This is a genomic window from Dyadobacter sp. (assembly GCF_017744695.1).
Lineage (GTDB): Bacteria > Bacteroidota > Bacteroidia > Cytophagales > Spirosomataceae > Dyadobacter.
The window spans coordinates 29956-56605 of the sequence record NZ_JAGIAS010000005.1 but is presented as its reverse complement, the minus strand read 5'-3'; the positions used below and the strand labels follow the sequence as shown (position 1 = coordinate 56605).

General features: G+C 49.2%; 22 protein-coding genes. 10 read left to right on the top strand and 12 right to left on the bottom strand.

Going from position 1 to position 26650, the window contains the following annotated elements; translation table 11 throughout:
• Window positions 1-79: 79 nt before the first annotated feature.
• The 3 genes from J7619_RS18585 to J7619_RS18575 all read right to left on the bottom strand — a co-directional run bounded on the left by J7619_RS18585 (window position 80) and on the right by J7619_RS18575 (window position 4626).
• Window positions 80-1279, bottom strand: a complete 1200-nt coding sequence (locus J7619_RS18585; protein WP_291201809.1) for a T9SS type A sorting domain-containing protein — start codon at window positions 1277-1279, stop codon at window positions 80-82.
• 13 nt (window positions 1280-1292) lie between these two features.
• The gene (locus tag J7619_RS18580; protein WP_291201806.1) at window positions 1293-4016 is read right to left on the bottom strand and encodes a hypothetical protein; all 2724 of its coding nucleotides are present in this window, start codon (window positions 4014-4016) and stop codon (window positions 1293-1295) included.
• Between the two features lie 325 nt (window positions 4017-4341).
• Entirely contained in the window at window positions 4342-4626 is a 285-nt protein-coding gene (locus tag J7619_RS18575; RefSeq protein WP_291201803.1) for a hypothetical protein, read from the bottom strand.
• Window positions 4627-4897: 271 nt separating this feature from the next.
• Here J7619_RS18575 and J7619_RS18570 point away from each other — a divergent pair, with 271 nt between their 5' ends.
• The gene (locus J7619_RS18570; protein ID WP_291201800.1) at window positions 4898-8476 is read left to right on the top strand and encodes a histidine kinase; all 3579 of its coding nucleotides are present in this window, start codon (window positions 4898-4900) and stop codon (window positions 8474-8476) included.
• Between the two features lie 48 nt (window positions 8477-8524).
• Window positions 8525-9280 carry a LytTR family DNA-binding domain-containing protein gene (locus J7619_RS18565; protein WP_291201797.1) on the top strand — a complete coding sequence of 252 codons (756 nt, stop codon included), beginning with the start codon at window positions 8525-8527 and terminating at the stop codon, window positions 9278-9280.
• A gap of 3 nt (window positions 9281-9283) precedes the next feature.
• Here the strand turns inward: J7619_RS18565 and J7619_RS18560 are convergent, their stop codons facing one another.
• Entirely contained in the window at window positions 9284-9670 is a 387-nt protein-coding gene (locus J7619_RS18560; RefSeq protein ID WP_291201794.1) for a DUF3037 domain-containing protein, read from the bottom strand.
• The gene (locus tag J7619_RS18555; RefSeq protein WP_291201791.1) at window positions 9660-10445 is read right to left on the bottom strand and encodes a HipA family kinase; all 786 of its coding nucleotides are present in this window, start codon (window positions 10443-10445) and stop codon (window positions 9660-9662) included. Before J7619_RS18555 ends, J7619_RS18560 begins: the two co-directional genes overlap by 11 nt.
• A 196-nt stretch (window positions 10446-10641) precedes the next feature.
• Between J7619_RS18555 and J7619_RS18550 the strand changes: the two genes are divergently transcribed.
• The 3 genes from J7619_RS18550 to J7619_RS18540 are packed head-to-tail and all read left to right on the top strand — an operon-like array spanning window position 10642 to window position 13917.
• Window positions 10642-12060 carry a hypothetical protein gene (locus J7619_RS18550; protein WP_291201788.1) on the top strand — a complete coding sequence of 473 codons (1419 nt, stop codon included), beginning with the start codon at window positions 10642-10644 and terminating at the stop codon, window positions 12058-12060.
• 53 nt (window positions 12061-12113) lie between these two features.
• Entirely contained in the window at window positions 12114-12791 is a 678-nt protein-coding gene (locus J7619_RS18545; protein ID WP_291201785.1) for a hypothetical protein, read from the top strand.
• A gap of 34 nt (window positions 12792-12825) precedes the next feature.
• Window positions 12826-13917 (top strand): Ig-like domain-containing protein, encoded by a 1092-nt coding sequence (locus J7619_RS18540; RefSeq protein ID WP_291201782.1) that lies wholly within the window; start codon window positions 12826-12828, stop codon window positions 13915-13917.
• A 33-nt stretch (window positions 13918-13950) separates the two neighbouring features.
• On the opposite strand, the gene J7619_RS18535 is transcribed toward J7619_RS18540, so the two are convergent.
• The gene (locus J7619_RS18535; RefSeq protein ID WP_291201779.1) at window positions 13951-15216 is read right to left on the bottom strand and encodes a hypothetical protein; all 1266 of its coding nucleotides are present in this window, start codon (window positions 15214-15216) and stop codon (window positions 13951-13953) included.
• Between the two features lie 139 nt (window positions 15217-15355).
• Between J7619_RS18535 and J7619_RS18530 the strand changes: the two genes are divergently transcribed.
• Window positions 15356-16372, top strand: a complete 1017-nt coding sequence (locus J7619_RS18530; RefSeq protein WP_291201775.1) for a hypothetical protein — start codon at window positions 15356-15358, stop codon at window positions 16370-16372.
• Between the two features lie 29 nt (window positions 16373-16401).
• The gene (locus J7619_RS18525) at window positions 16402-17535 is read left to right on the top strand and encodes a family 16 glycoside hydrolase (RefSeq protein ID WP_291201772.1); all 1134 of its coding nucleotides are present in this window, start codon (window positions 16402-16404) and stop codon (window positions 17533-17535) included.
• 143 nt (window positions 17536-17678) lie between these two features.
• On the opposite strand, the gene J7619_RS18520 is transcribed toward J7619_RS18525, so the two are convergent.
• On the bottom strand, window positions 17679-18680 hold the full coding sequence (locus tag J7619_RS18520) for a zinc-binding dehydrogenase (RefSeq protein WP_291201769.1): 1002 nt from the start codon (window positions 18678-18680) through the stop codon (window positions 17679-17681).
• Between the two features lie 98 nt (window positions 18681-18778).
• On the opposite strand from J7619_RS18520, the gene J7619_RS18515 reads away from it, so the two are divergent.
• Together J7619_RS18515 and J7619_RS18510 are read left to right on the top strand one after the other, a co-directional pair.
• Window positions 18779-19645, top strand: a complete 867-nt coding sequence (locus tag J7619_RS18515; RefSeq protein WP_291201766.1) for an AraC family transcriptional regulator — start codon at window positions 18779-18781, stop codon at window positions 19643-19645.
• A 67-nt stretch (window positions 19646-19712) separates the two neighbouring features.
• Complete coding sequence (locus J7619_RS18510; protein ID WP_291201763.1) at window positions 19713-20051, top strand: hypothetical protein; 339 nt, start codon at window positions 19713-19715, stop codon at window positions 20049-20051.
• 12 nt (window positions 20052-20063) lie between these two features.
• Here the strand turns inward: J7619_RS18510 and J7619_RS18505 are convergent, their stop codons facing one another.
• The 5 genes from J7619_RS18505 to J7619_RS18485 form a co-directional block, all read right to left on the bottom strand.
• Entirely contained in the window at window positions 20064-20420 is a 357-nt protein-coding gene (locus J7619_RS18505; protein ID WP_291201760.1) for a nuclear transport factor 2 family protein, read from the bottom strand.
• Window positions 20421-20693: 273 nt separating this feature from the next.
• The gene (locus tag J7619_RS18500; RefSeq protein ID WP_291201757.1) at window positions 20694-21344 is read right to left on the bottom strand and encodes a hypothetical protein; all 651 of its coding nucleotides are present in this window, start codon (window positions 21342-21344) and stop codon (window positions 20694-20696) included.
• 12 nt (window positions 21345-21356) lie between these two features.
• Window positions 21357-22070 (bottom strand): HEAT repeat domain-containing protein, encoded by a 714-nt coding sequence (locus J7619_RS18495; protein ID WP_291201754.1) that lies wholly within the window; start codon window positions 22068-22070, stop codon window positions 21357-21359.
• A gap of 405 nt (window positions 22071-22475) precedes the next feature.
• The gene (locus tag J7619_RS18490) at window positions 22476-25118 is read right to left on the bottom strand and encodes a c-type cytochrome (RefSeq protein WP_291201751.1); all 2643 of its coding nucleotides are present in this window, start codon (window positions 25116-25118) and stop codon (window positions 22476-22478) included.
• Between the two features lie 116 nt (window positions 25119-25234).
• Window positions 25235-26128: a LysR substrate-binding domain-containing protein gene (locus J7619_RS18485; protein WP_291201748.1), complete on the bottom strand. Its 894-nt coding sequence runs from the start codon at window positions 26126-26128 to the stop codon at window positions 25235-25237.
• Window positions 26129-26327: 199 nt separating this feature from the next.
• On the opposite strand from J7619_RS18485, the gene J7619_RS18480 reads away from it, so the two are divergent.
• Window positions 26328-26648, top strand: coding sequence for a PadR family transcriptional regulator (locus J7619_RS18480; RefSeq protein WP_291201745.1), 321 nt, complete (start codon window positions 26328-26330; stop codon window positions 26646-26648).
• Window positions 26649-26650: the final 2 nt, after the last annotated feature.

Sequence of the window (26650 nt, the reverse complement as noted above, 5' to 3'; positions counted from 1 at the left end):
GACAGCGCGGCGCCTCAAAGTGACGAAGAAAGGCGCTCACGCCATCATCCTGAATGAATTCTCCACACCCCATCCACTGCTACCTAGCTATGACAACCTTGTAGCTCTGGGATGGTTGACTTTTTCGCGAAAGTTTCACTACATAGGTTCCAGAGGGGAGAGTCCTTACATCTACCTCTTTCACCGGCACTGACGGTGATGTATATACTTCAACGCCTTGTGCATTGTATATCTTAATGCTGGTCACGTTTTTCCAGTCTTCGGTGGATTTAAAATTGAGCTTGTCGCTTATCGGGTTAGGAAACAGTGTATATCCGGTTTTCAGCTCAAAGTCCACACTTTTAATCTTACTGAGAGCGAATGTTCCATCTTTATCTACCATTTTCAGACGATAGAAGTTAGTTCCGTTCATCGGGTTATCATCCACCGCTGAATAGTGTGCTTCTACTGAACTCTCACCTTTCGCTGCGATGGTTTTCAATTTTTCCCACGCTTTGGCGTCTCCGCTGCGCTGGACTTCGAAATAGTCGCTGTTTGATTCTTCTGATGTTGACCAACTGAGTGTAGCAGTATTGCCTTCACGGGCAGCGGAAAAATCAATCAGTTTAACAGGTAGTGGAGTGGAAAGCCCTGCACTCGGTCCGACTGTATTAGCAGAGTTTCCGCTTAGATCTCCCCATTTTGAACCCGACAATCCTGTTCCGAAACCAGAAGCGGCGCATCGCAATTGTATTTTTGCCCCCCCCGGACCTGTTCCCGGCGTCCCAATCACCGTGCCGGGGGCCCAACCCATCGTTGCCGTTGCGACGTGCGTTGGCGTTGTCGTTAGTGGGTCGGACATGTTGGTCCTGTATAATGTAAATTTAAAGCGGGTATCGTACCCTGCTGGAGCAGGGCCCTTCAGTAAACTCGCGGGAGCTTGGACGTCACTCAACTGATTGCTAACCTTCACAATTGTGTGGGTGGGTGGCACCCCTACATCTCCCGAAGTACCGTCAGAACCGAAATCTAGGTCAAAGGCAACATCCCCGCTTTGAAACCCATATTGAACCCCATTCGCAACAAGATAGTTCACGTAAGTTTGGCTAGCCGACATATACAGATCAAATTTAAGAGTGGGGCCGACGACAGGGTCATTCGTCACGACAAAGTTTCTCGTTTCAAATAAAATGTGTGGCCCGGGTGCAACTTGATCGATTGGGGTCGTCTGCGCACGACATAAATTCGACATAAGGCTAACGCACAGAAGGAGTGCGAAAATTTTTAAATGTTTTTTCATACAGGGTGTTCGATTAATAGTTAACAAGTGAAGAAATTGGCGCTGCCAAATTATTGGAATAGATAAGGTTAGAGTCATTAGCATCAACTCCTCCATCCATATTAAGGTCAAACATGGAGTAGACGTCAACCGGAGCTAGCTCGTTTTTATGAAACACTTGATTTACATCAGAAGCATCAACGCCAAGATCCTGAGTAGCATTTATATCACCTGCCCACATACACCAGATTCCATTTTTCAGAACCATCTGCGGTGGATCGCCAAACTCGTTGGAAGCTTGCGACAAGGCAGTTGTAAAATCATAGCTAACAACCCCCGAGCTAAAATCCTGAATCGGATTACTCATTACCGCCAAGTGGTTCCGATGTTTAACAACAATCCTTACCGCCTTCGGCTGACTGGTGAAGAAAGGCTGCGCGGTGCCGTCCAGATTAGCTACAACGCCGCTTGCTTGTAGAATTAAGCTCTTCGATTCAAGTAGAATGGACGGATCAACTGCATCTCTAACTTCTACTTTAATCCAATCAGCGATGTTGCCCATCTTTATCGGATTATTTATATCGGGACACGTCGCAGGGTCACCGTAGGGACTGTTTGTTGGTAATAATCCTGCGTTTCCAAAATAAACTTGCAAGTCATTTCGCATGATATCGTCCCCGCTGCCCGTTGACCTCGCTCCTTGCAGTACGACGCGAAGATCCAACTGTGGTCCGGCACATGGTTCGGTAACAACCGTCATTTTCTTATTAGATAAGTCGTCAATGCCGTTGTCTTGTACTCCCGATTTGTTATAGCATTGCTTAGTAGGATTGTAATAGAACGCAAAGTAGTCGCCTGCCTCTGTTACATTATCGGGTGTTGCAACCTGCGTCCCCGTGTGCTTACGATTACCGTACCATCTGAGCTCCCAGCCGTTTGGTACAGGTCCGACGTGCAAGGCGTTTAAATTCACATTACCAGTGGAACATGTCGAAAATTGACACCCATCCTCGTAAGGGCAATTTATAGGCACTTGCTTGCTCTGTAACTTAAGTTGCGAGGGAGGTGAAAAACATTGATTGGCATTGTCATAAAAAAATGCGTAGTAAACAGGTAGGTAGTCCATTGACGTCGGCATTGAAACTGGATTCCCTGTGTGCTGATCATTTGTATACCATACCACACTTGTACCTGCTGGCGGTACACCATTCACGAAATCATTTAGGTTCATCGCGGGCTCACCTACTTCACAATAGAAACCGAGTGTTTTTTTCAAGGCAACCGGTGTGGTGCCCGCATTGCAAGCCTTAGCAACATTGACAGCAGATTTTGAAAGAGGAACGTTGAAGCAACCATTAACGAGGTCGTGAGCAAATACATAGTACTTTCCAGGTCCAGCATGCTGTGGATCAGAAACTGGTGATCCAGAGTGATTTTCAGAGGTATACCACTCGATAACCGTATTGGGCGGCAACGAAATGTTTGATGGGACCAGTTTCGTCAAATCATACGTTTGGGCTGGGGCAGTAATTTTTACATCAGTGCTAAGCACCGGAATCTGATTAGATGGGTCGTTTGGGTCATTACAGCACATTGTGGATCCGGTAACAGAGAATCTTGCGCTGACAGCGGCTTTGTCTACCGAATAGCAATTATTTTTCGAATCAAAATAGAATGCAAAGTAGTCTCCCACGGGCGCTGATTGAGGATTGGCTATTGGGCTCCCTTGATGCGCGTCATTAGTAAACCAATGCACCTTGTAGCTGGTAGGTGTTACCTGAGCATTAAGATCGACACTGGTTTGATTGATGCAATTAATTGCTCTTTGATTAGCTATTAGTGATACCTGTGTTGGTGTCGACGTGAAAGAAGCTTTTGCAGTCGACACATCTGTATTGTAACAGCCGCCTGGCGTTTTATAAAATGCATAGTAATACTGGCCTGACGGTTTGGTTCCAGCAGCTTTTGCCTGTTCTTCTGTCAGCGGAGGATAGCTGCTGTTAGCATTCACGCTCCACACCGGGGTAGCCCCAGCCGGCGTAGTACTTTTGATAAGATCATACAGGTTGGTCGTCGCGCAACTAAAAGGCGTGGATTGAGAACCACCGTGGAAAAGCTCAACTTGCCCCCCAGGGACTACGCAATCAAAAGGCTTAGAATAAATATCGAAATTGACATAGGCAGTCTGTTGAGGGTTCGACATCCCTGATAAATAAAAGACAAGATTAGTAGCAGGCGCAACAAATGTTATTGTCTCTTCTATCCACTTGTTTACGTTTACCCCTTGCGAAAATGTCGTAGTCTTGCTAGAAACGGAAACAGAATTCGCAGTTTGTACCTCCATTGTTGCCGATGCAGCATAGTCCGAAGTCCCTGTCGTCAGGTCTGCTCTCGCCGTCATCACATAATAATGTAAAGTATATTTGTTCCCTGCTTCGAACCCTCCCACATCAGCCCTTAATTTATCTTTCTGAACGGTGTTATGACGAAGGCTTAAAAAAACATTGCCATAATTTTTATCAATGGCTTTGGCAGACGAAGGAGGAGGTGAAAAACTATCCAGCCATGGCTTAACTAAACTTCCACCCAAACCATTCATATTAGAAAGTGCAACAGGACCGCCCGTAACAATTGTATAACCGGGAGGCGTGCAATTTGTACACGGTGAACTTGTATATGTCTTCGGAAAATCTTGCGCAAATACTCCACCTACGCAGAGCAAAAGGCTAAATAATGTGTGTAAAAAAAACTTCTTCATAACTAATTTACGTTTGAGTGAAAATCAATTTCAAACTGAATGGAGGAGGTCTTTACGTTCTTATCTGTTTTCATTTGTTCAGCTGAGTTAAATTTCGATGAACAAATCTAAACCCACCATTCCACCCAAAAAGAATCCGATGATCATAAGGTAGCGATTAAAAAACCATCGGTATTTCTTGTAAAAACCGTTTTTCTAATACCGTAATTATCAATGAAAACCTCACTATTCATTACGTTTTCCGTAAAAAAGAAAACCGCGACAAACTTGCCACGGCCTTGCTTTCCTTACACCTATTATATACAATCTGCTACTTCGCGTGAACCTAGTTCCAGTTAGGGCGGAAAATGATGATGAGTATGATGAAGATGGCAGTGATCACGACCGGCACGGCCATTACCCACGCCAGGATCGATGCCGTGGTCAGGTCTCCCGCATATATGTAGTATAAAGAAGCAAACATGACCAGGCTGATCGAAGCCATTACAATCCAGAAGTAATGCCTGGGCTCCGCAGGTTCTTTCTTGCTTATCATATAATATAAATAATAACTGCCTACCGCCATTACCGCGGTACAATCGATTAGGAGGCCTGTCAGATAGAGTCCCATGACATGATCAGTTTTTGATGAATAGTAGGTTACCACTGGTGTCTTAAGCAAATTTTATCCAGAGGAACAGGTAATAAAAATAAGATGTGTGAACGGCGAGCTATCAGTGATTGAATGGTCAAATTAGTTGGGCTGTCCTAACTCCTGTTTCACGGCTCGCATTGAAACCCAATTCCCGTTAATCAACCCATATCTGCCATTTATTCATCAATATTTACTTTGATTTTCCTTATCGCTACCTTACATGTTCAGCGGAAAATCAACCCCTTACATGCGTCGTTTCCAGGTCATTTGGCTCGTTTGCTTTCTTTGGTCGTTCGCGTCCCAAGCGCAGGTTATCTTCCAGAACCTAAGAGAGGAAGACGGGCTCAGCGCGAAGGATGTTCGTTGCCTGTATAAGGATCCTGACGGGTTCCTTTGGATAGGCACAGTGAATGGGCTTAACCGCTTTGATGGGAACACGATCAAGTATTACGATGACTTACGAACGGCCCATAACATGGAAGTTCGTAGCATCCTTCCGATGGACGACGGCCAAAATTTGCTCGTCGCCACGTCCCGCGGCCTGAAACTCTTCCATAAGGCAACCGGCAAATACCGGCCTGATCCGCGCTGGAAGCCACTTGAAGGGAAGCCCATTCTTTCTGTCAAGGAAGACGGGGACCACCGGTTGTGGTTCATCTGCCGCACCGAAATCTTTGTTTATGATGGCGTCAAAATATGGAAACTAACAGACCTGTTTCCCTGGACCAAACGCATGGCCGATCAAAACCTAGCTTTTGCCGCCGAAAGCGCCTTTTGCTGGGATAAGACGCGAAAAGGTTTCTGGGTTGGCGGTCACCAATGCTTTTTTATCGATTTCAAAAATAAGACCGTCTATGACAGCACCCACAATCCTCACAGGTGGCCGATATTAAAGACGAAATGGGTAACAGCCATCACGCTCGATAACGATGCCAATTTGTGGTATAGCACCAGTGACGGCTTCTCGCTGCATTTCTCCAAACCCAACGTTCCGAGCGACACTTCCTACCTGTATTTAGATAAAGTCCGCTCAACGGATGGCGCCAATTACCTTTTTGTGGACAGCCAGAACAGGTTATGGATTTCGACCTGGATGTATGCGGCCTACCTGAAAGAGCCGGGAAAGCCTATTCGCAAGCTATTTTACAGCCAGGATGATGCTTTCTCTATTGGCTACGGTTTCTTTTACCATATTATAGAAGACGACGAAAAGGATCTCTGGTTCGCGACATTGAACGGTCTCAGCAAACTCACCTATAATAACCCATTCGAATCTATTTACCGGTTACCCAGCAGGCCATTCTTTCTTCAGGTCAATTTTGCAAGCAACAACACGCTGGCTGTCAGGGGCGACACCATCATCTCGATGAAAGAGGATGGTCTCGTGCTTTTTACCGAAAGCGAGAAAGTCTTCCAGCAATACGTGGCCTCGAATGATGTGCTTTTAAGGAACAGATTTTCGGGATCAGCCTATTCGGCCGGCACCTGGTGGTTTGGTGGGGATGGAGGTTTGTACAGTCTACGAAATGGTGATCAGAAACTTCGAAAGTTTATCCACAGCAAAATTCCGAAGCCCTTCCCCCCCGGCAACTTTGTGGTAATTGATAACAAAGGGAGGGTATGGTTTCAAATCTTCAATGACGCTTTGTACAGGTTTGACCCAAAGACCAATATTTGCGACCGTTTCGATGGTACGGATGACCGGTTCGGCAACTTCAACTACAAATTTTGCCGTAGCGCGTTGAAATTGCGTAATGGAGATATACTCTTCGCTGCCAAAGGTGAAGGCCTTCTCAGATATTCCGAACGGACAGAGCGGTTTTCGGTCATTCCTGTCCCCGACAAAAACAGCTTTCATGCGATGCAGCTTCTGGAAGACCAGGCAGGAAACTGGTGGGCGGCGGTCTGGGAGCGCGGGCTCTATAAACTCAATAACAAGGGCCAATACATCGACAGCCTGACACCCCGAAACGGATTTGTTACAACGCAAATCAACAGCATTGCACTTGACAAGCGGGGTGCCATTTGGGCTGCCGGCCCCAGCGGGTTATTATTCTTTTTTCCTAAAACCAAAAAGGTGACGCGCGTCCGTATCAACCTGGGAAAGACATTACAGGACTACTGGAATTACGTACTCGCTACGCCGGATCATGTCTATGCCGCGATGCTCGATCACATCGTTGTGATAGACCCAATGAAATTTGCGCGCATACCGGTCAAGAAGCCGCCGCACATTACCTCCGTCAAAGTTTTTGGAGATGAAATTTCCGACTTCCTTCCAAAATCATTCGTTCTACCGCCCGAAAAGGATTTTGTTACATTTCAATATGCTTCCTTGAAACATCGGGATATTCCTTCTTTGCAGTATAGTTATCAGATGGAAGGAGTTGACAAGGAATGGGTTAATGCGGGCAGAAATATGGCTGTCAGCTACAACGGCCTTTCAGCAGGAGATTATCTGTTCAAAGTTCGGAGCACTAACGAGCACGGGCAATGGATGCGCCAGGTTGCCATGGTAAAAATTCGAGTATTACCCTATTGGTGGCAAAGCTGGTGGTTTCTGCTACTGGTAGCTTGCGTATCGGGTGCGTTCCTTTACCTGACTTACAACAGTTACCTAAACCGGAAGCACAAACGGGCGCTTGCCAAAACAATCGAGTACTTTGTGAACTCCGTCTATGGTGAAAACTCTGTAAACGAAATATGCTGGGACATTGTCCGAAGCTGTACGGCGCAATTGCATTTTGAAGATTGTACCGTTTTCTTATGGGATGGCGAAAAACAGAAGCTTGTTCAAAAAGCTGCGTACGGCTCGAAGGACCTGGTCGAAAATGAGATCCTTAATCCCCTGGAACTCGAATTAGGTGAGGGTATTGTCGGCGTCGCAGCAAAAATCAAAAAGACATTAATTATACCGGACACCTCCCGCGATCCCAGATACATAAGACAAGACGCCAACAAATTCTCCGAAATCGCGGTCCCTATTCTCCACGAAGGAAAGCTTATCGGTGTGCTGGATTCAGAACATACCAAAAAGAACTTCTTCACCGAGGAGCAGGCTCGGACGCTGGTGACGATCGCCTCCATCAACGCGAACAAAATCGCCGAAGCGCAGGCCGAAGAGGAAGCAGCAAAGAAAGAAATCATGCTTCTGGAAACTAACCGGATGCTGGCAGAAAGCCAGTTGATGGCTTTGCGGGCGCAGATGAACCCGCATTTTGTGTTCAACTGCCTTAACAGCATTCAGGAATGCATTGTCACGCAGAAATACGGAGAGGCGAGCAAGTATCTCAACAAATTTTCGAAGCTCTTCCGAATGGTACTCAATAATTCGGATCGAAATCTGGTATCGATCGAGGAAGAGAAGAATGTACTTCAATTGTATCTGGAACTCGAACAGATGCGGTTCGAACAAAGCTTCGTGTACACGATTGATATTGACGACGATCTGGAAGCCGATGATATCCTTTTACCATCGATGCTGTTACAGCCATACGTCGAAAACGCCATCTGGCACGGGCTGATGCATAAAAATGGATACCGAGAGCTAAAAATCTCCTTTGAGCGCATGGATGATGAAATCTTCAGATGCACAATCGATGATAATGGGATCGGGCGAAGGAAATCCCTTGAAATCAAGGAGCGGAATGCTACCACGAAACGACACAAATCCAAAGGGCTTCAAATTGCCAAGGACCGCCTCACGCTGATCGACCGGCAAGGTCAACATGCCTCAGTGGAGATCGTTGACAAGTACGGCCCCAACGACATTGCTACCGGCACTATGATCGTGATCGAGCTCTCAATGTCGCTCGATCACACCTGATTTTACTTTTTAATACACCCATCTTACACTATAAAATACCCCCGAACTATGCTTAAAACACTGATTATCGATGATGAACTGAAAGCAAGGAATGTATTGAATCATTACCTCAGCAATTCGGTCACACAGGAAGTCGACGTACGGCATGCCGAATCGGTTGAAGAAGCCCTGAAAGTACTTCAAGGCTTCCAGCCCGACATTGTTTTTCTGGATGTGGAAATGCCCCATCAGAACGGCTTCGAGTTTCTGTTGGCCCGTAAAAACCCGCCTTACGACATTGTGTTTACGACCGCCTTTAACCAGTACGCCATTCAGGCGATCCGGTTCAGCGCATTGGATTACCTGCTGAAACCTGTCGACCCCGAAGAACTCCAAACAGCCATCGATCGCCATATAGAAAAGGTGAAAGGTAAGCCTAAACAAGATGCTCAGCAGCTGTACGACAACCTGGTCCACAACATTGAGAAGAAGAATATCAGGGATTTCCGGCTGGCGGTACCTTCGAGCGAGGGTGTGTTCTTTTTTACACTCGACGAAATCCTGAGGCTGGAAGCCGACAAGAATTACACATCCATTCATCTGATCGGGAAACGGCCATTTCTTGCCAGTAAAACGCTGAAACACTTTGATGAAATGCTGGGGGAATTCAATTTCATCCGCACCCACAAATCACACCTCGTAAACCCCAAGTACATCAAACAGGTTACGCATAACAACCAGTTCTTACTGTTGTCCGACGGTTCACGGATCGAGATTTCGCGTCGTAAAAAAGAACTTGTACAGCAATATCTGAAACTGAAATGACTCCTATTTTACCTGCTGTTCAAAAAGCCGCCTCAATGTCTCATCGGGATCCGTACAAAAGCCCGGGTGGACTTTGGATGTCTGCAAAACGGTGCTGCGCGTGGCAGTAAGCCATCGGAACCGTGATGCGGCGGGCAATGCGGCAATAGGGCTTCCGCATTGCCGATTGCCCTCGCAGATCTGCCTGAATGCATTGAGATAATCCTCTACTTCGGCCAAATCTGTCGCCGGGGCAAACGCACTCAGGCGATTCGCATCGATTTGTGAAACACAAGCAAGAAAACCACGTGAAGGGCAATACAACACGACACCCACGTTCATGAACTCCTCCCGCTCTACGCGCGGCACGATGCGCAAAACCGCATATTCGTATAAAAATCTATCTGGCATCCCGGGCTCCTTTCACAAAGATTTCAGATGCTGACAGGCGGGCCTGCAAATAAGAAATGTAGGCCTGCCTATGCTCGTCAGCAGACTCAAATGGCGAATCCCTCAACAACCAATCGTCGGGGATAAGCGCTACCACAGCCGGGATAATGCCGCCGGCCAAACGTTCGCTGAATTCGGCATTTACCTCTTCGAGCATGGACGCATTTCGCAATAGCACATGATCCTTTATTTGCGCAAATGGCCGTCGTGCCTGTTCCTCCCAGTTCTGCCATGAATGGTGAAAATAAAGCGCAGCACCGTGATCGATCAACCAAAGCTCCTTGTGCCACATCAGCATATTGGTATTGCGGGCGGTACGATCGACGTTGGTAAGGAAGCTATCGAGCCAGACAATCTCGGAAGCCAGCCGCGGCTCCACCTTGGTCACAACCGGGTCGAAGGTAATCGCGCCTGACAGGTAATGCATCGCCAGGTTGAGGCCCGTGCTCGCTTTGAGCAAATCCTGTATCTCCTCGTCGGGCTCGGTCCTTCCGAAACCTTCATCGAGGTTCGCGAATACGATTTCGGGGACTTTAAGTCCCAGGAAACGGGCCAGCTCCCCTCCTATCAATTCGGAAATCAATGCTTTGGTGCCCTGCCCGGCCCCTCTGAATTTCAGTACATAAAGAAAGTCGTCATCGGCCTCCGCGATTGCGGGAAGTGACCCACCCTCCCTGAGCGGGGTCAGGTAGCGAAGCACATTCACGGTTCGCAGGCAGAAAAGATCGTTGTTCACTTGAAGCTGCTAAGTCTGTTGAAAGCGCCGAAGTTAGTCATTTTGATCGCTTTTCCAGCGGAGTTGATCGTCAGGCAAAGCCCAAAAGAGATTTATCGCAACCTGACACCTTCATTTTGTAGAAATAATTTGGATATATCATCTTTGATCCTATATTTGTAGAACTAGTTATAAAACCAAAAACCTTCCTCATCATTTGACGAAACTCTACCTGAAACTGCTGCTGGCCCTGGCCTGCTGTGGAGGATTTGTGCCGTATTGCGCTGCCCAACCTTCCAATGCAGTATATCCCGACAAGCAAACCAACGGAGGTACAGCCGCAGGCGGCGGCCTCACCGGAAGCTATTCGGTAGCCAATCCCGACAATGCCAGAAATACGACCGGAAATTTCAAACCCAACAATAATTATGCGCTGCTCACGGCCACGAGTACGTTAGGAACTTCCTCAGCGTGGATCCAACTCGAATTCCCCGCGGAAGCGACCGCCAGTGCCGGAGCTCCCGTTACTGTGTACGTGCGTACGAACAACAACACCAGCGCATTGCTGGGCGGGGGCGTGGAACTCACCGCGCACGACAAAAATGGGGTGCAGGTAAGCGTCCAATCTACGGATTTCAAAACCTATTATACCCCTGATGGCTCCGTATTTCTGGCCATTACGCCCACGGCCACATTTAAGTATATCCGAACCAAGCTATCGTCCCCGGTGGCCCTGGGTACCAACACGTTGCAGGTGTACTACGCCTTTTACGGGCCGGGAGCCACCAACACATCCAACCCTTATCCTTTCAATGTCGCTGACTGCGGCAGCCCTAATGTTTCCACCAAAGACTATTCGGGCCTGACACTAGGGAGTTTCGACGTACAGAATGCCGGAAATGCCATTGATAATGATCTGAATTCCAAATCCTCATTTGTTTCGACGGGCGTAGCTTTGCTCAGTGGGCATATCAAACAGACGTTTTTCTTCAACGGGGTATCCAACAATGCAGACGCCGTCAGGGTTATCCTCTCGCAGAGCGGGTCGTTTCTGGCCGTAAACCTGGCTTCCGGCATCACCTTGCAAGCCTACAATGGCAGCACACCGGTCGGGACCTCGACGCTGGTTAATACGCTATTGGATGCGGACCTGCTAGGACTTCTGGGCGGAAATAATAACCAGGTAGCTTTCCATTTCGCTCCCAGGAATGCGGGAGGTGCATCGGTGATATTCGACAGAATAGAACTTGATCTCAACATCAGTGCACTCGGCGTCGGGCTTGGAAGTAATGGCCTCAATATTCACGACGTACGGCGTTCGCCGGATGTTCCGACGGCAACAGGCCCGAATGCCTGCAGCAATATCGGAACGGCCGCATTGTCAGCGTTGGCACCTCAGTTGGGCATTTCGGGGATCGGCAGTTTTTCTTATGCATGGTATACCACCGCACACGGCACGGGCTCTGTGTCAACCACACAAAACTGGACAGCCAGCGGACTCAACACGCCCGGTACGGCATCCTATTACGTGGACATAACCAAATCGGGTTCGGGCTGCATTGCCTCCCCGCGCAAGAAAGTGGATATCGTCGTATCGAGCCCGCCGGTTTCGCCGGGTGTAGCACTCAATCCATAATCACTCTGAATTCAAACCATCCTTTATAATTGTTCATTTTTATCATTACAATCATGAAAAAACTGTTTACCACTCTCCTCGCAGTTATGTTTTTCTCTTGCCTGGCGCAAGTTTCCAAAGCTGGCACTTACTATGTAGTCAACGGGCAATCCTTCTCGCTCTCGCCTGCTGCCGGATCGAACTTCTATCAATATCTCTGGACGCTTGATCCCGGTGTTGGCCAGGTTATCGAGACGCTCAATCAGGCAAGCGGCGGAGTGCTCACGCACACCTTTTCGGATGCTACAACTTCACCCAGTATCCACAAAATCACCCTCGGCGTTATCGAGGTACTCGACGGCTGTTTATCCGACGTCGTAGAGCACACCATCATCGTATTACCTACTCTGACAGTTAGTATTACAGCCGATAAAGAGAATTTCTGTACGGATAAGTCGGTAGCCGCTTCGCTGTCGGCGACAGTTTCGGCCACTACTGGCCTGGATACTTACGGCGTAACCATCTCGCCGTTTGCGTGGAGCAAGGGCGGATCCGTCATTAACGGACAAACAGGCTCAACGCTCAATGTGACGGAGGCCGGCATATACAGTGCCCTGGTGAGCTATGTACTCCCTACCACCGGCGGTTTTATTCCCACAGCTTCTAAATTGACGGGCTCGGTGACCGGCGGAACGAAAGAAATTCTGCATAACCTGCCGGTACCGACTGTTCCTGCCATCACGCTTAACTGATTTGGTTAACCCCAAAAAGCGAAACGCGGCAGATATGCGCTACTACTTTGTCATATGGATGCTTCTCGTATCCGGCTGGGCCTCTGCGCAAAGCCAGATCAGGGAAGTATTCATGTGCAAGGATGCCACGTTACGGATCAGGGCCGAATCTACCGGCGCGGTGCGTTACGAATGGTTTCTGGACAATCAGGTGATTTCGGGGACATCCGCGGCCGAACTGCTGGTGAAAGATGAAGGCACCTACAAAGCAGTGGGCGTCAATGCCGATGGCTGCGAATCCGGGGAGTCGGTTTATATCGTAGTCAAACATCAAAAACCCTCGGCAGTCGATGATATCGCGACGGGAAAAGTCAATACGGCAGTGGTGATTGATGTGCTGAAAAACGACCTTTCCGAATGCACGGTGTTCAATCCGGCCTCGCTCGCGGTTGTGCAGGGCCCGGTTTCGGGCAGTGCGGTAAGTGCAAATGGCCTGATAACGTATACCCCGGATCGTGACTTTAAAGGTCAGGTGACGATCAGCTATTCGGTCAGCGACCAGGCCGGGCAGCGCTCGAACGTCGCGCAAGTTAAAATCGACATCGTTTCCGACCCATTGCCCGTTAAAATGGCGTACTTCGAGGTGCAGAAAAGAGAGGCCGTCGCCTCGCTCGAATGGCGGACCACCGAAGAGATTAACAGCGCCCGTTTCGATGTTCAGCGGAGCACTGATGCCCGTGACTGGCGTGTGGTTGGCAGTGTAGAAGCAGCATTTGAAAGTAACACTGCGCGGAACTACACGTTCATCGACAGCATTCCTGAGCCGGGATTGAATTACTACCGGCTAAAAATGGTCGATGCTGACAGCAGCTTTACATTCAGCGGTATCCGTTCGATAAGCTTCCCGGAATTTTCCTGGGCGGAAGTCTACCCTAACCCGGTCGACGATCTGTTACGCATTGTCATCCGTAACCATAAGGTAAACAACGTTAGGCTGATCAGCCACTCAGGAATTGTGAGGCTCTCACGGCAGGTCACCTCGCCTTCGTTTACGATCAGTATGAAACAATTCCCGACCGGGATGTATTACATTCATTTCGAGCAGGCCGATGGAGCAGTCAAAATATTCAAGTTGATGCATAATTAAATCGGGCCCTGGCTCATGCCGGGGCTTTGATTTTTACAATGCTTCAAAAACCGGCTTACCTGCCGAGTGCAGGCTGACATTCCGAAGAGAGCCCGTGCCACGGAAACCAAATGCCAGGCCCACAATCCTGATCGGGCGGTTAGGCACAGGAAATTCAAAAGCCTGCCGACCGTTAATTGAATAGCGGATTTTTCCGCCGGAAGCCGCACACGACACCTGTACCCAATCCGAAAAATCAACTCCCAATGCCGAGAGGTCGGCCTTTTTGCCCGACACGAAGTTGTCCACGCTCATCATATTAAGTTCCGAAACACACCCTTTCGCCGATAATGGTATCAGAATGGGCGCATCATCGGTGAGTAAGGAAATATAGGTAAACTGGCACGTCGCTGCCCCCTCGTTGTATTCATTTTTAATTTCAGTCGAAAATGAAAAATCGCCCAGCGCGACTGGTTCGAAGTTGCCGACGTTGAAATACTTGATTATGGGTGGCTCGGGTTGCAAAGCGATGTTCTTCTGTTCAATGGTTGTCGTACTGGTTCCGATGCCGTCAGTATGCAGAAATTCTTCCTTTTTCAGATAAACCGGCATTTTGGGCCGGTCAATCAAACCAGACCAGCCGTCGGTGCCGACGAGGAGCTTATGTTCCTGCACAATCTGATCTCCGATTAATAACTTGGCCTTATAGCTCCCAGGCTCATAATATACCGAAGTGTGCTTATGAAGATTTTTGTCGACAAGAACACGCCGGCTATCGTCCCAGGATTGCTGGATAAATACAGAATCCGTCGGTGAAGCCGACGCGTCATAAGTAAATATGACAGAATTGGGGATCCCGCGTGTTACCGGGCGGCTTTCAAAAGAATAAGCACTTTTTTCCAGCTGCGGCTCTCCTTTATCGAATGCAAGCATACTGGCAAGAACTACTACCACAACCGCAGTCGCAATCCAGGCGAGTTTCTTCCAGCCGTCCCCTTTTTGCGCGGTAGCGGCCTGGGGTATCTCCCCGGCTGGCTCCGGAATGACATCCCTGTTTTGTTTTACAAATGTGCGCCAGTCACCCGAGCCCGCAAAACGCGCGAGGGTGTTCAGCGTAGTTCCGCTTGGCAAGTGGTTATATTCAGTTCTCCCCCAAATGCGCCGAAGTGTGCTCGTACTGAGCGACACGCCGGTTTGGTTCAGTATCAGTTCACTCAGGTTCTCGAAATCGACGGTCTGCCAGCCGTCAGCCGGGCCCCAGCCCAACTTATCTTCGATGACCGCCTTACAACGCTGCAATTCATTTATTTCAGAAACCATTGTGGATGAGCATGATAAAACTTGACAAAACTTGAACAGAACTTGAAAACGACGTTACCGGCGGCCTCATTATGTTTGAACCAACAAAGCAACCAGCCGGCCGGCCGCGTACTCGAAACGACTAACAAATATTTAAAAGATGTACAAATTAAGCTATTTATTGTCCATTATATTATTGCTCGTGTTCCGTCCGCTTCAAGCGCAAATAGTTCATGTCAATGCGGCTGTGGGCAACGATGCGGCTAATGGGAAAGTCGAAACGCCGGTGGCAACGTTGCAGCGGGCCATCGAATTGGCCAGGGCATTCAAACCGGGTGAAAGCGTTACCATCAAAGTCGCGCCCGGGCTTTATACCTTAAAGGACCAGGTGGTGATCGACAAGCGCAATACCGAAGAGGCGTGGCTCACCATCGAAGCGGCTTCCATGCCCGATGACGCAGATTGGAAGCCTGCACAAATGCCGGTGATCCAATCGGTATCGGCCAACAACAGCAAAACGCAGTTCCAGCACGCCGTCGGTTTGTTGATAGCGGCCGATCATGTACGCATTCGCGGACTCAAGTTTATCGGCAACGGCAATCCGGAAGTACAGTACTATTATCCTGTAAACCGCAAGGATTCTACTTTAACCGGGCTGGACGTTTCGCAATGCTATTTCATCGGAGAGCGTAACTCCGCACCTATTCAGGGAAGCATCTGGGCACACGGTGCAGGCATCCACGTCGACCATTGCATTTTCTATGGTACCAAAAATGCGCTGCTCCTTTTTATGGCCATCAGGGATTTTTCACTTAAAAACTCGGTGATTGTCGGCTCCTATGAATCGGCTGTGTGGTTTGGGACTTTTCACGAGCCATTTATATTCGAAAATAACATTGTGGCCGACTCGGAATATCTGTTGCTCCGCGCAGAAAAAACGTATCCGAAATACCCATTCAAAAACTGTCTTTTTACCGGAATGCGGCATGAAATGGGCTACTATGGTCAAAACGGGGCGATCCCGACAGATCGAAACGCGCATTCCGAAGAACACGTTTCACGCACAGGCAAGCTGCTGCTCAGCGAAGTGGCGACCAAAGGTTTACCGCACGACTATCTCAATCCCCTTCCTAATTCATCCGGAAAAGAGCTCAATGCCGGTATTTTCAAAAAGTAGCTCATTTTATCACGTTTGCATTATTAGCCATGAAAAAATTAATTCTAGTTGCACTCTGCGGCATTACTTTCACTGCATTTAGTCAAAAGAAAGTCAAAACCGCCGAAAAAGATCCCAATACCTGGGTAGCTCTCACCACCGAAAACTGGGATGCTCCGGGCGCCAATGCCGAATTCACGACCCACGACGGTCGTCCGGTGCTGAAAGTGCTTCCCAAGCCCGGCCAGGTCGTGTTGAAAAACACGACGTTTTCAAACGGTACCATCGAATTCGACTACATCCCCACTGATCAACGGTTTTCCTCCTTCTATTTCAGGTACAAGGACGGCAAGGAAACGGAGCTCTTCTACTTCCGTACGCAGCTTGCGGGCGATTCAACGGGTATCGAAGCCGTGCAGTATGCGCCGGCCATTGACGGGGTCAATCTGTGGGACCTGCTGCCGCAATACCAGGGAAAGGCCAATTTCCAGAACAAAAGCTGGAACCGCATCAAGCTGATCGCCTCGGGGTACCAGTTGCGGGTATTTGTGAACGACATGCAGCGGCCTGCGATGGAAGTTCCGAGAATGGAAGGTAATGTAACCGAAGGCACTCTCGCATTTGAAGGAGAAGGAATTGTCTCAAATCTGGTAATCAAGCCCGGTCAGACGGAAGGCCTTCCCGCTTACGAAGGCATAGACCCGGTTGCACATGACCCGCGCTATTTGCGCAAATGGCAGGTCAGCGAACCAGTAACGCTACCCAAAAACGTAGATTTCAGCCTGGACTCTGCGCCCAAACCCGAAACGATGTGGGAGACGATCTGGGCGGAAAGAAGGGGAATGATAAACCTCACGCGTCAATTCGGGATGAGCAAGGAACGCCGGATCGTGTGGATGAAGGTCAATATCAACTCCAAAACCGACCAGAAGAAGAAAGTGGCAATGGGTTTCAGCGACGATGTTTGGGTATTCCTGAACGGCCGTTATTTGTATGTCGACAAAAACACTTTTGCCTCACCCATTATGAAAGAGCCCGCGGGCAGATGCTCTATTGAAAACACGTCATTTGTGATACCCTTCAAAGCAGGTAAAAACGAACTGATGGTAGCACTGGCCAATGATTTTTACGGTTGGGCATTAATAGCCCGCCTCGAAGACATGAACGGGATTACTGTTGAATGAATCGAAAGGAAAAGGAAGGAAAGGAAGTTTAGTCAGATTTGGTCATGTGTGGTCAGGTCTTGTGTTATTCTAAGCAATCAAAAGCAATAGCATTACACAACACCTGACTACACATGACTGTCTTTTCTCTTCCTCCTTTCCCCCTATCTGTTTGTCAGCACAATTTTACCAAACTGCTTGCCTTCGTGCATATAATCGAAGGCCTGCTGCGCGTCCGACAATGAGGGATAGACTTTGTCTACAATGGGTTTGATTTGGTGCTCCGACGTAAATGCGAGCATATCGCGGAATTCCTGTAAAGTCCCCATCGTCGTGCCGAGGATCGAAAGGTTTCTCCAATACACTTTATTAGGGATAATATTCCCGATCGGGCCGTCGGTGCCGCCGAAGAACACGACCCTACCGCCGGGTTTCGCGGTTTCGATCAGATTGCCGAATCCTTTGCCCGAGGCGCTGTCCAGCACGACATCGAATCCGCCTGTTGCTTCTTTCGCTTTCTGGAACCAGTTTTCTTCTTTGTAGTTAAAACCATCGATTGCACCCAGCGCTTTGGCTTTTTCGATCTTGTCCTGCGAGCCGGAAGTAACATATACTTTGGCGCCGGCTGCGATCGCATATTGCAGGGCCAGCAAAGCGGTACCCGCACCTATACCGGTAATCAACACCTGCTCGCCCGGTTTCAGGGCCGCCCGCGTAAACAATGCGCGATAGGTAGTAATGCCGGCCAAAGGCAACGCTGCTGCCTCTACGTCGGTAAGGTGCGCCGGTTTCTCGTGAATGTATTTTACATCTACTGCAATGTACTCGGCAAAAGTACCCGGCTCGGGGTTACCCAGGATTTTGAAGTCGTCGCCAAATGCAGCCGGATTATCACCCCAATCATGGCTTGGGTTAATGATTACCGCTTTCCCGATCCATGCGGGATCCGCATTCGTGCCCACTCCCACAACCGTGCCAAAGCCGTCGGAACCCAGTATAAGCCCCGTTTTGGGGCCGGCATATTGCCCTTTCTGGATCCACACATCGCGGTGGTTCAGTGCAGAATAGGCCAGTTTGACCAGCACCTGATTTTCGCCAGGCGCAGGCGTTTCCACTTCTTTGATCGTGAGCGGGGCATTGGTATCGGTCAAAAATGTTGCTTTCATGTCCTAAAATGGTTTTGTGTTTAATAATGCAAATTTGTACCGATTTATAAGTACATTTACAGTATAATTTTTCCAAAATTCGGTACACTTCTTGCATCATGAAAGAAAACCTGCACGAACCCTTCGAAATCATTTACAAGGAGCTCGACGAATGTCCCAAACCGACGCACCAGCACAACTTTTTCGAGCTGATCTACATTCTGGAAGGTACCGGGGTACAGGAGATCAACCAGCACACTTTCCGGTACAATGCCGGCCATATGTTTTTGCTCACACCCGAGGACACCCATTCCTTCGACATCGAGACGACCACGAAGTTTGTTTTCATCCGCTTCAATGATGTGTATATCAAACGGAACACGTCGCTCGTGAGCGCATCACAAAGGGAGGATCTGCTGCAAAGGCTGGAATTTATTTTGCAAAATGCGAGCCACCAGCCCGGCTGCATTCTCAAAAATCAGACCGACAAGCGCATTGTAAAACCGCTCGTAGAAGCGATTATCCGCGAGTACGTCAACCGTGACATGTACAACCAGGAGCTTATCAGGCAATACGTCAACACGATGATCATCCTCGTTGCCCGCAATATTGCCATGTACCTGCCCGAAAAGATCACCGAATGCACCGAAGAAAAGGCGATCGACATCCTGCAATACATCCAGGCCAACATTTATCACCCCGAAAAGATCAAGGCGGCGCGCATCAGCAGCCACTTTGGCATATCGGAATCCTATCTGGGAAGGTATTTCAAGAAACACACCAATGAGACGATGCAGGAATACATCGTCAATTCACGGTTGAAACTGGTCGAGACCAGATTACTACACAGCGACATGCGCATGAACGAAATCGCATCCGAACTGTCATTCACCGACGAAAGTCATCTCAACCGGTTCTTCAAAAAGAGTAAGGGAATGAGTTTGGGCGAATTCCGCCGCAAGTACCGGGCAGCAGGGGCGGCGTAGGTTTTGATGGTTCTGGAACAGTATTTGAAGAGGAAGTCAAATCATCAAACGAAAAGACACTCTTCCTATGAAACTGCCTAAAACACTCTTACTGGCCCTTTTGTTGACTGTTCCGGCCTGGGGGTTCGCACAATCTGACGACGCATCGACACGATCTTCAAGACATGGGCAGAAATATCAGCGCAAATCGAAAAGACACCAAATAAAAACTGCCGATTCGTCCGATCTGAATGCTATTCTGAAAGATTCGGCCAACGCGGAAACGGGCCCGATACTGAATGATAATGGCACCATCAATTCATCCGGCAGCATTGACGGCAATCGCAGTAGCACCGGCCGGCCCCAGGCCGACACCGCCACCTCCTACACGGTAAAGCGCAAAAAGACTGTCATTAAGAAACCATAAGTCCTTGGGTACCTAAGACAAAACAGGTCTCGGATCAAAGATCACACGAATGTGCGTGATTTTGCCGTCAGGCACTTCGTACCAGCCAGCGGTGAGCACTTTCTTACCGCCCATGTCGATCTCATAGAGAACCGAAACGAAATGCTCATCGTAAAGCAAATTCTTCACATCATAGCGTAGCTTCATTTTCGCCATTTGTCTGACGTATTCGTCCCTACCCTCTACACTTCCGAGTACTCCCTCGAACTTCACCTGTTCGTCCATCAGCTCCCCCGCCTCCTTAAAGTCACCATTGTTCAATGCTTTGAGAAAAGCGGATACCGTCACCGCACTTTCTACCATACCCAAATGCCTATTTGTTTGCTCCATGGTTGCATCTAGTTGTTTAGAGCAACGCCAGCGAAAATGATGCCAGAGGATAGCATCGGAGCCGCTTGATTTTTCAAATATTCAACATGAAAACTTTTCTTGGAAATGGCGTGCCGTAACATTTATTTCCAGCCGCACCAACTTGCTTATCACAATGAACAAAAGTCCGAAGTATCTGACCGCATTCAACGATCACCTAACTGAGTAATATGGAGAGTATGGTACTCTCCGGAGAGACGACTTTGAGCGAGAATTCAAGGCGTTTTGGATGAATCAAAACAAAGATATCCCCAGAATCCCATCTACAAGCCTTTTCAACACTTTTTCAACCCGCTTGCGTTTTGATTCTTTTTCAAAATCCCCCAAACGACCGGTAAGCGTTCTGACGAATGTTGCCTTGTGCGCTCCTGCGATTACCGGCAATGCATTTTCCGCATACATGGGCAGCTGGTTGGAGGGGCAGCTCAGCATTTGTTCGTTGAGTAGCGGAAGTGTCTGATCAGCGTAGGCGGGAATGCTGCTGAGTTGAATGAGAATAGCGACAAAGTTATCGCGGGTGATCACCGAACCTTTATCTGCAACAACCGCGAGTTTAGGAATAGCGGCAAATACCACTTCCGGTTTTTCGCGGGCAAGACTATTCAGAGCCGTCATACCACCCCATTGCATACGATTATCCTTGCTGTCGAGCAAAACAGCGAATTGATCCGCGTAGGCCGCTATCAGCGAGGGCGTTCTTTCGCCTATTTCATAAAGAACCTTAATGCAGTCATGACGAATGTCCTTACTTTTATGGTTCAGGTTTTCGACCAGTTCGGCAACGGCATTACCGTTGGCATTTGCGGCAATTTCAATGGCCAGTTCCTGGTTAGGCACCTCATCACGGCGGCCCAGCGACGTCGCAAGTCTGGGTATTACGGTCATGTTCTTTTGAATTTAATGTGCCATTCCCTCACTTTTCCGCTGGCGACCCGGATAACGCGCATCGATCAGGTCGATTGCTTCCGCCTGCGTTAGCGCTGCAAAATTACGATAACGATGGTGCACATCAATAATTTCTTCGAGAGCGGCATCGACGAGCGGACGATTCTCCCAACTTGCCAAAAGCTCGAGTACCTTAATAAGACAGCCCTTTTTGTAGGCGATTTGCCCGATCACATGCACGAGCGTATTGCGCACGCGAGCGGTTCGGTCGTGTTGGAGCTCGGCCAAAAGCGGCAAAATGTCTTCGGGGTGCTTGCGGCCGCGTAGTTCAATGCCATGACAGATTTCCCTTCGGATTTCCTTGTTCTCATGATGCAGATATTCCCTGGCCCAGGCCAGGACGGGTACCGGATTTACTTCACCCATTTTCTTAACTGAGCCTATCACGGCATTCCTTGGAGAATGGTGCGGATCCTTCAATCCTTCGTCGAAATAGGACCGAACATTTTCGAAATCCCATTTACCTATTTCTCCGGCGGCATTGATCGCCGTTTGTCTGACTTTAAAATCCGGATCAGACATAAATTTGAAGAGCATTGAAAGGACCGCCGGACGCAAGGCAATGTCCTCGGAATACAGCCGCCCGGTTACCAGGTAGGCAGATTTCCGTATATAGGTATCGTCATCTGCGTAGTGCAGACGTACTTTGAGGAGATTACCGCTCAACAATGCGGCCTTTATTTCGCCTTTGATCGCACTTACGCGACCGGCTCTTTCGGACTTTGTTAAATCATAAAATGCCACGGGACGAGGACAAGCTGATCAAAAAAATCCCCGGCGAAAGCGGGGCTGCCGGGGGATGCTGTATAAACAAACGTTGAGTAAGAGACAATGGGTGCAAATAGTAGTCAACTCAACAACTACAAATTAATTCTATCAGACTACTAATTTATCGTAAAAATTGTAGATTCTGCAAAAAAATGGCCACAAACGCCTAAAAATTCGTCAAAAAACCGTCGATCCGCACTTTCTAGGCTCAAAATCTTCAAAATCGTAACCTTGGTTTTGTCCAAAAATGAAAGCCGGCCCCTGAAAAGATGGGCCGGCTTTCTGCTGCTAATGCTTTGTATTCTACTTCTTCTGCTGAGACAGGAAGGTGATTAGTGAAGCAAACTCCTCGTAGGACAACTCATTGGCCAGCCCCGGAGGCATCATGGACGTTTCCATTTCCTTGCGCGATGTAATGTTGGCTACTTTGATGGTATTCACCTGACCGGTGATGTCGCGGATCACCAGCTTTTCAGCGGATTCCTCCGAAACAAAACCCATATAGGTTTTATCACCCTTGGTTGTGATCATAACCGACGCGAAGCCTTGGGAAATAGAGGCATTCGGTTTCAAAATCGATTCCGCGATCTGTTCGCGGTTCATGATCGAGCCGATCTGGCCCATAAATGGCCCTTTCATCACCTCATTGCGGCTCAGGCTGTGGCAGGCTACGCAACCCTGCTTGGTAAACAGCTTCCGCCCTGTGGCCGGATCACCCTGGATTTTGGCGATGGCCAGCATTACATCCTCGATAGATGACTCTCCTACCTGGCCCTTTTTGTTGCGGATCTTTTCCAGGTCAACTTTCACTTCTTCTTTCGCAGCCACTACTTCCTCTCCACCGAACTCGGTAATGCCCATCCGGTTCCGTGCATTCAAGTCAGCGAAGAACTGCTTGTCGCTTGCAGCGTTAAACTCTTTCATCAAAAAGTCTTTCACCTTTGCCGACGACTCCCATTCAACGGCCTTGTAGTACGGTCCGTGGGTATCAGGGCGTGTGCTCCACCACCATGAACCGTCGTAATCAGCTTCCTTTTTATAGATTCTCCCCAATGTGGTCAGAATCTGGTCCTTCAACGCCTTGTCGCTGGTTTTGTCATACGCTGCGATCAATCCGTCTACTGCCCTTGGATCATGCATATAGCGCAAGGCCCACAATGCGATCGTCGAATTTTCGGTACCGACTGCCTTCACACAAGCATCTACCGCGTTCAGCGCCACGAGTGCACGCACTGCGATATGCGGAGTTACGATAGCCGAGTTCGGTGTCGCGTGCGGCCCCTCAGTCCCCTTCGCAGGTGCAACAAAAGAGCCCGGCACTTTCACTTTCAGCAATGCCTGTGCGCCTTCCGGTCTGCCCAAACGGCCCAACCCGATCGCCGCAGCCAGTTTCTCCCGTGCATTACCATTTTCAAGCGCTTTCAGGAATGGCTCTACCGGCACTTTGGCCACATAAGGTTTGCGATCGGCCAGCGCGCGCAATGCATATTCACACATGTCGCTTTCGGAAGCCAGTTTCACAAGATTATCAATACCTTCCGCGCCTGCCGCCTGCGCGTAGGTGTACATACCCGCCACGCGTACATATAAAGGAGCCTTCTTGTCCTCGGCAACAGCCCATGCCGCTTTCGCCGCATCTTTTGCCGGGCGTTTCAGCAATTCCTGCTGCCCCGCCAAACGCTGCACAGCACTTTCCGACCGCAACAATGCCGCCAGCTGTTTCACCGACGATTTACTGATGTCTTTGAATGCCTTATACTGCCATCCCTGAGGCACCGCACGGGAAATGAAGCCTTTACCGGGATTACCCGAATAACCGGCGCCATCCCAGGCAGCAAGGTAAACGCGTCCGGAAGCATCGATATCAAGGTCAGTAACCTGTGAAAGCTTGATAAATTCTTCCTCTTTCTGCTGGAAGGTAGGGCCATCCGGCGTTACCCGGTGTACATACACCTGGCTGCGGCCCCAGTCGGCCATCATCGGTACGCGGTTGTATTTAGCTGGCCAGGTAGGATCGTCCATAAAGAGCGAGCCTGTACCCGAACCGCCACCGAGGTCGATCAGCGCCGGGATGATCTCTTCCGTAAAATTCTTGAATAGCACCGGATAACCATATTCCCCGGATTGGATCTGATTGCTGAAACGAATATTCCAGCCGCCACCGTCGTTGGTGTTATCGCGGGTGAAAATGTTCATGTAAGGATCGATCGCCACGTCGTAAATGTTCCGCAATCCGTGGGTATAAACTTCCATTTCAGTGCCGTCAGGGCGTACGCGAACGATACCTCCGCCGAGCTGGGTCATTTTCTTGCCTGAGCGGTCGAGCGCGTCGTGGAAACCGAAGTCACCCACGGCAATGTAGATCCATCCGTCGATACCCATGCGGATACCATTGGTAGCATGGTCGGTACCACGGCTTTGGAGGAATTTAGGCGAGCATACATTCTGTATAAGCGGCTTGGCCGGCCCGTCGGCTACACCGTCGTGATTTTTATCTTCCAGCACGACCAGGTCCATTCCGGAAGCCTTGCCGGTCTCTTTGGAAAACGTAGTATGTAAAACAAACACCTGATCGCCCTGCGCGATGATCCCGCGCGGGTTATCCAGCATCGCAAAAGTGGTGTGCTGGTCTACTTTTCCGTCATTATCCGTATCAACAAGTCGTACAATACTACCTTTTCCAGGTGTTTTGCCCAGGGAGCCGATCATATCGACGCCAACAAATACCTCGCCGGTAGGCGCCACAGCCAAGCAGGCAGGGCTCGGCGTGAGATCGTGACCTGCGAAATGCGTTACATTCAATTCTGCCGGCCACGCGGCAGCGTTAGGAAGGGAGTCGGCTTTGGTCAGGTTCCGGGGTTCGGACCTTTCCTCTTTCTGAAGGGTGCTCGTCGTCGACCATAGCATCAGCAGGAACGCCGAGACGCTTAATGTGATTTTTAACATAAATAGTTTAACAAAAATAATTTCAACCCTTTCATCAAGAGTTGATTGGTACAGTACACAAATTCTTAAAATAGGATCCAGCCCGGAACTACTCGAAAAACCCGCAATATAGCCGTCTATTTTCTCTGGTAAAGTGCAAAACGCATAAAAAGCTCCGGCAACGCCTCCTGCTGCCCGTGCAGCGTGGTAAAATAAAAGTGGCGGTCAATCGATAGCCCTTCGACGTCGACAATGCGACATTCCTTGCTCTGCAATTCCTTCAATACCGCATGTACCGAAATGAATGCCATGCTATCCGAATGCAGGATATATAATTTCATGCTCTCGCTACTGCTCAGCTGCATTTCCACGTTCAAATCACCCAACCCCAACCCGATCGACTTCAATGCATGTGCGATCACTTCCAGCGTACCCGACCCCGGTTCGCGGAGCAGCAACGGTATCTCTCGCAACTGAGCGGCGTTCACTACGCCCATAGCCGCCAGCGGATTTCTGCTGTTTGCCACCAGCACGATCTCGTCGTTCAGGAATTCGGTGTATTTAATGGCTGCATTCTTGGAAAAGCCCTCGATTACCCCGAGGTCGATCTCCTTATGCTGCAAAGCCTGTTCGATCTCCTCGGTATTTTTGGTCGTCAGCGTGACCTCGATGTTATGAAACTTGCGATGGAATGCGGCCAGAATAGGCGGCAAAATGTATTGCGCCGCCGTCGTACTTGCGCCCAGCCTGAGCTTGCCGCTATTCCTTTGTGAGAGACTGTTGATTTCAAATTCGAGATTCCTGTAAATATCAAAAATCTGCTCGGCATGATGCAGCAGTATTACCCCAGCCGGCGTCAGACTGATCTTCGAGCCATTCCGCTCAAATAATTTGGTTTTTAATTGATTTTCCAACTCGTGAATATGCTTCGTCACGGCCGGCTGTGTAATGAAAAGCTCAGCGGCGGCTTTGGTGAAGCTCAAACGGCGGGCAACGGTCTGGAAAACTTGTAAGCGGAAGTCGAAAACCATGAAACAGCAGTTGGGTGAATATGCAAAAGCAAAGAAAAGGCTTTCCCGACAAATGCCCGCACGCATTGTCCGGCATTAGCTCCGGGTGTCCGCTTTCGGACAATGCAATTTTCCAAAAACTGCGTCCACGCACCGTTCAAGCCATTTATCAATAGCGGCACGCCATTTGTTATACATTTACAGAAATAATAAAACCCTTATGAAAGGAACCTATCTGGGAGAGTTTGAAGAGGTTGTGCTGCTGGCGGTTGCGATACTGGCCGGAGATGCTTACGGCGCCTCGATTACCAACGAGATCGAGCAGCAGTTGGGGCGGTCGGTGAACCTCGGGGCAGTGCATGCCGCTTTGCACCGGCTGGAAGAAAAAGGTCTGCTGTCCTCACGCCTGGGCGGGGCCACAGCCGAACGCGGCGGGCGAAGCAAGCGCTTTTTCACCGTCACGATGGCGGGCACCAAAGCACTGGACACTATCCGTGAGATCCGCAACCGCATGTGGAGCGCTATCCCCAAACCTGCCTGAGC

Bases quoted from the DNA above. Each gene is read 5' to 3' on its own strand.
- J7619_RS18585 (WP_291201809.1), bottom strand. From the start codon at position 1,279: ATGAAAAAACATTTAAAAATTTTCGCACTCCTTCTGTGCGTTAGCCTT.
- J7619_RS18580 (WP_291201806.1), bottom strand. From the start codon at position 4,016: ATGAAGAAGTTTTTTTTACACACATTATTTAGCCTTTTGCTCTGCGTA.
- J7619_RS18575 (WP_291201803.1), bottom strand. From the start codon at position 4,626: ATGGGACTCTATCTGACAGGCCTCCTAATCGATTGTACCGCGGTAATG.
- J7619_RS18570 (WP_291201800.1), top strand. From the start codon at position 4,898: ATGCGTCGTTTCCAGGTCATTTGGCTCGTTTGCTTTCTTTGGTCGTTC.
- J7619_RS18565 (WP_291201797.1), top strand. From the start codon at position 8,525: ATGCTTAAAACACTGATTATCGATGATGAACTGAAAGCAAGGAATGTA.
- J7619_RS18560 (WP_291201794.1), bottom strand. From the start codon at position 9,670: ATGCCAGATAGATTTTTATACGAATATGCGGTTTTGCGCATCGTGCCG.
- J7619_RS18545 (WP_291201785.1), top strand. From the start codon at position 12,114: ATGAAAAAACTGTTTACCACTCTCCTCGCAGTTATGTTTTTCTCTTGC.
- J7619_RS18540 (WP_291201782.1), top strand. From the start codon at position 12,826: ATGCGCTACTACTTTGTCATATGGATGCTTCTCGTATCCGGCTGGGCC.
- J7619_RS18535 (WP_291201779.1), bottom strand. From the start codon at position 15,216: ATGGTTTCTGAAATAAATGAATTGCAGCGTTGTAAGGCGGTCATCGAA.
- J7619_RS18530 (WP_291201775.1), top strand. From the start codon at position 15,356: ATGTACAAATTAAGCTATTTATTGTCCATTATATTATTGCTCGTGTTC.
- J7619_RS18525 (WP_291201772.1), top strand. From the start codon at position 16,402: ATGAAAAAATTAATTCTAGTTGCACTCTGCGGCATTACTTTCACTGCA.
- J7619_RS18520 (WP_291201769.1), bottom strand. From the start codon at position 18,680: ATGAAAGCAACATTTTTGACCGATACCAATGCCCCGCTCACGATCAAA.
- J7619_RS18515 (WP_291201766.1), top strand. From the start codon at position 18,779: ATGAAAGAAAACCTGCACGAACCCTTCGAAATCATTTACAAGGAGCTC.
- J7619_RS18510 (WP_291201763.1), top strand. From the start codon at position 19,713: ATGAAACTGCCTAAAACACTCTTACTGGCCCTTTTGTTGACTGTTCCG.
- J7619_RS18505 (WP_291201760.1), bottom strand. From the start codon at position 20,420: ATGGAGCAAACAAATAGGCATTTGGGTATGGTAGAAAGTGCGGTGACG.
- J7619_RS18500 (WP_291201757.1), bottom strand. From the start codon at position 21,344: ATGACCGTAATACCCAGACTTGCGACGTCGCTGGGCCGCCGTGATGAG.
- J7619_RS18490 (WP_291201751.1), bottom strand. From the start codon at position 25,118: ATGTTAAAAATCACATTAAGCGTCTCGGCGTTCCTGCTGATGCTATGG.
- J7619_RS18485 (WP_291201748.1), bottom strand. From the start codon at position 26,128: ATGGTTTTCGACTTCCGCTTACAAGTTTTCCAGACCGTTGCCCGCCGT.
- J7619_RS18480 (WP_291201745.1), top strand. From the start codon at position 26,328: ATGAAAGGAACCTATCTGGGAGAGTTTGAAGAGGTTGTGCTGCTGGCG.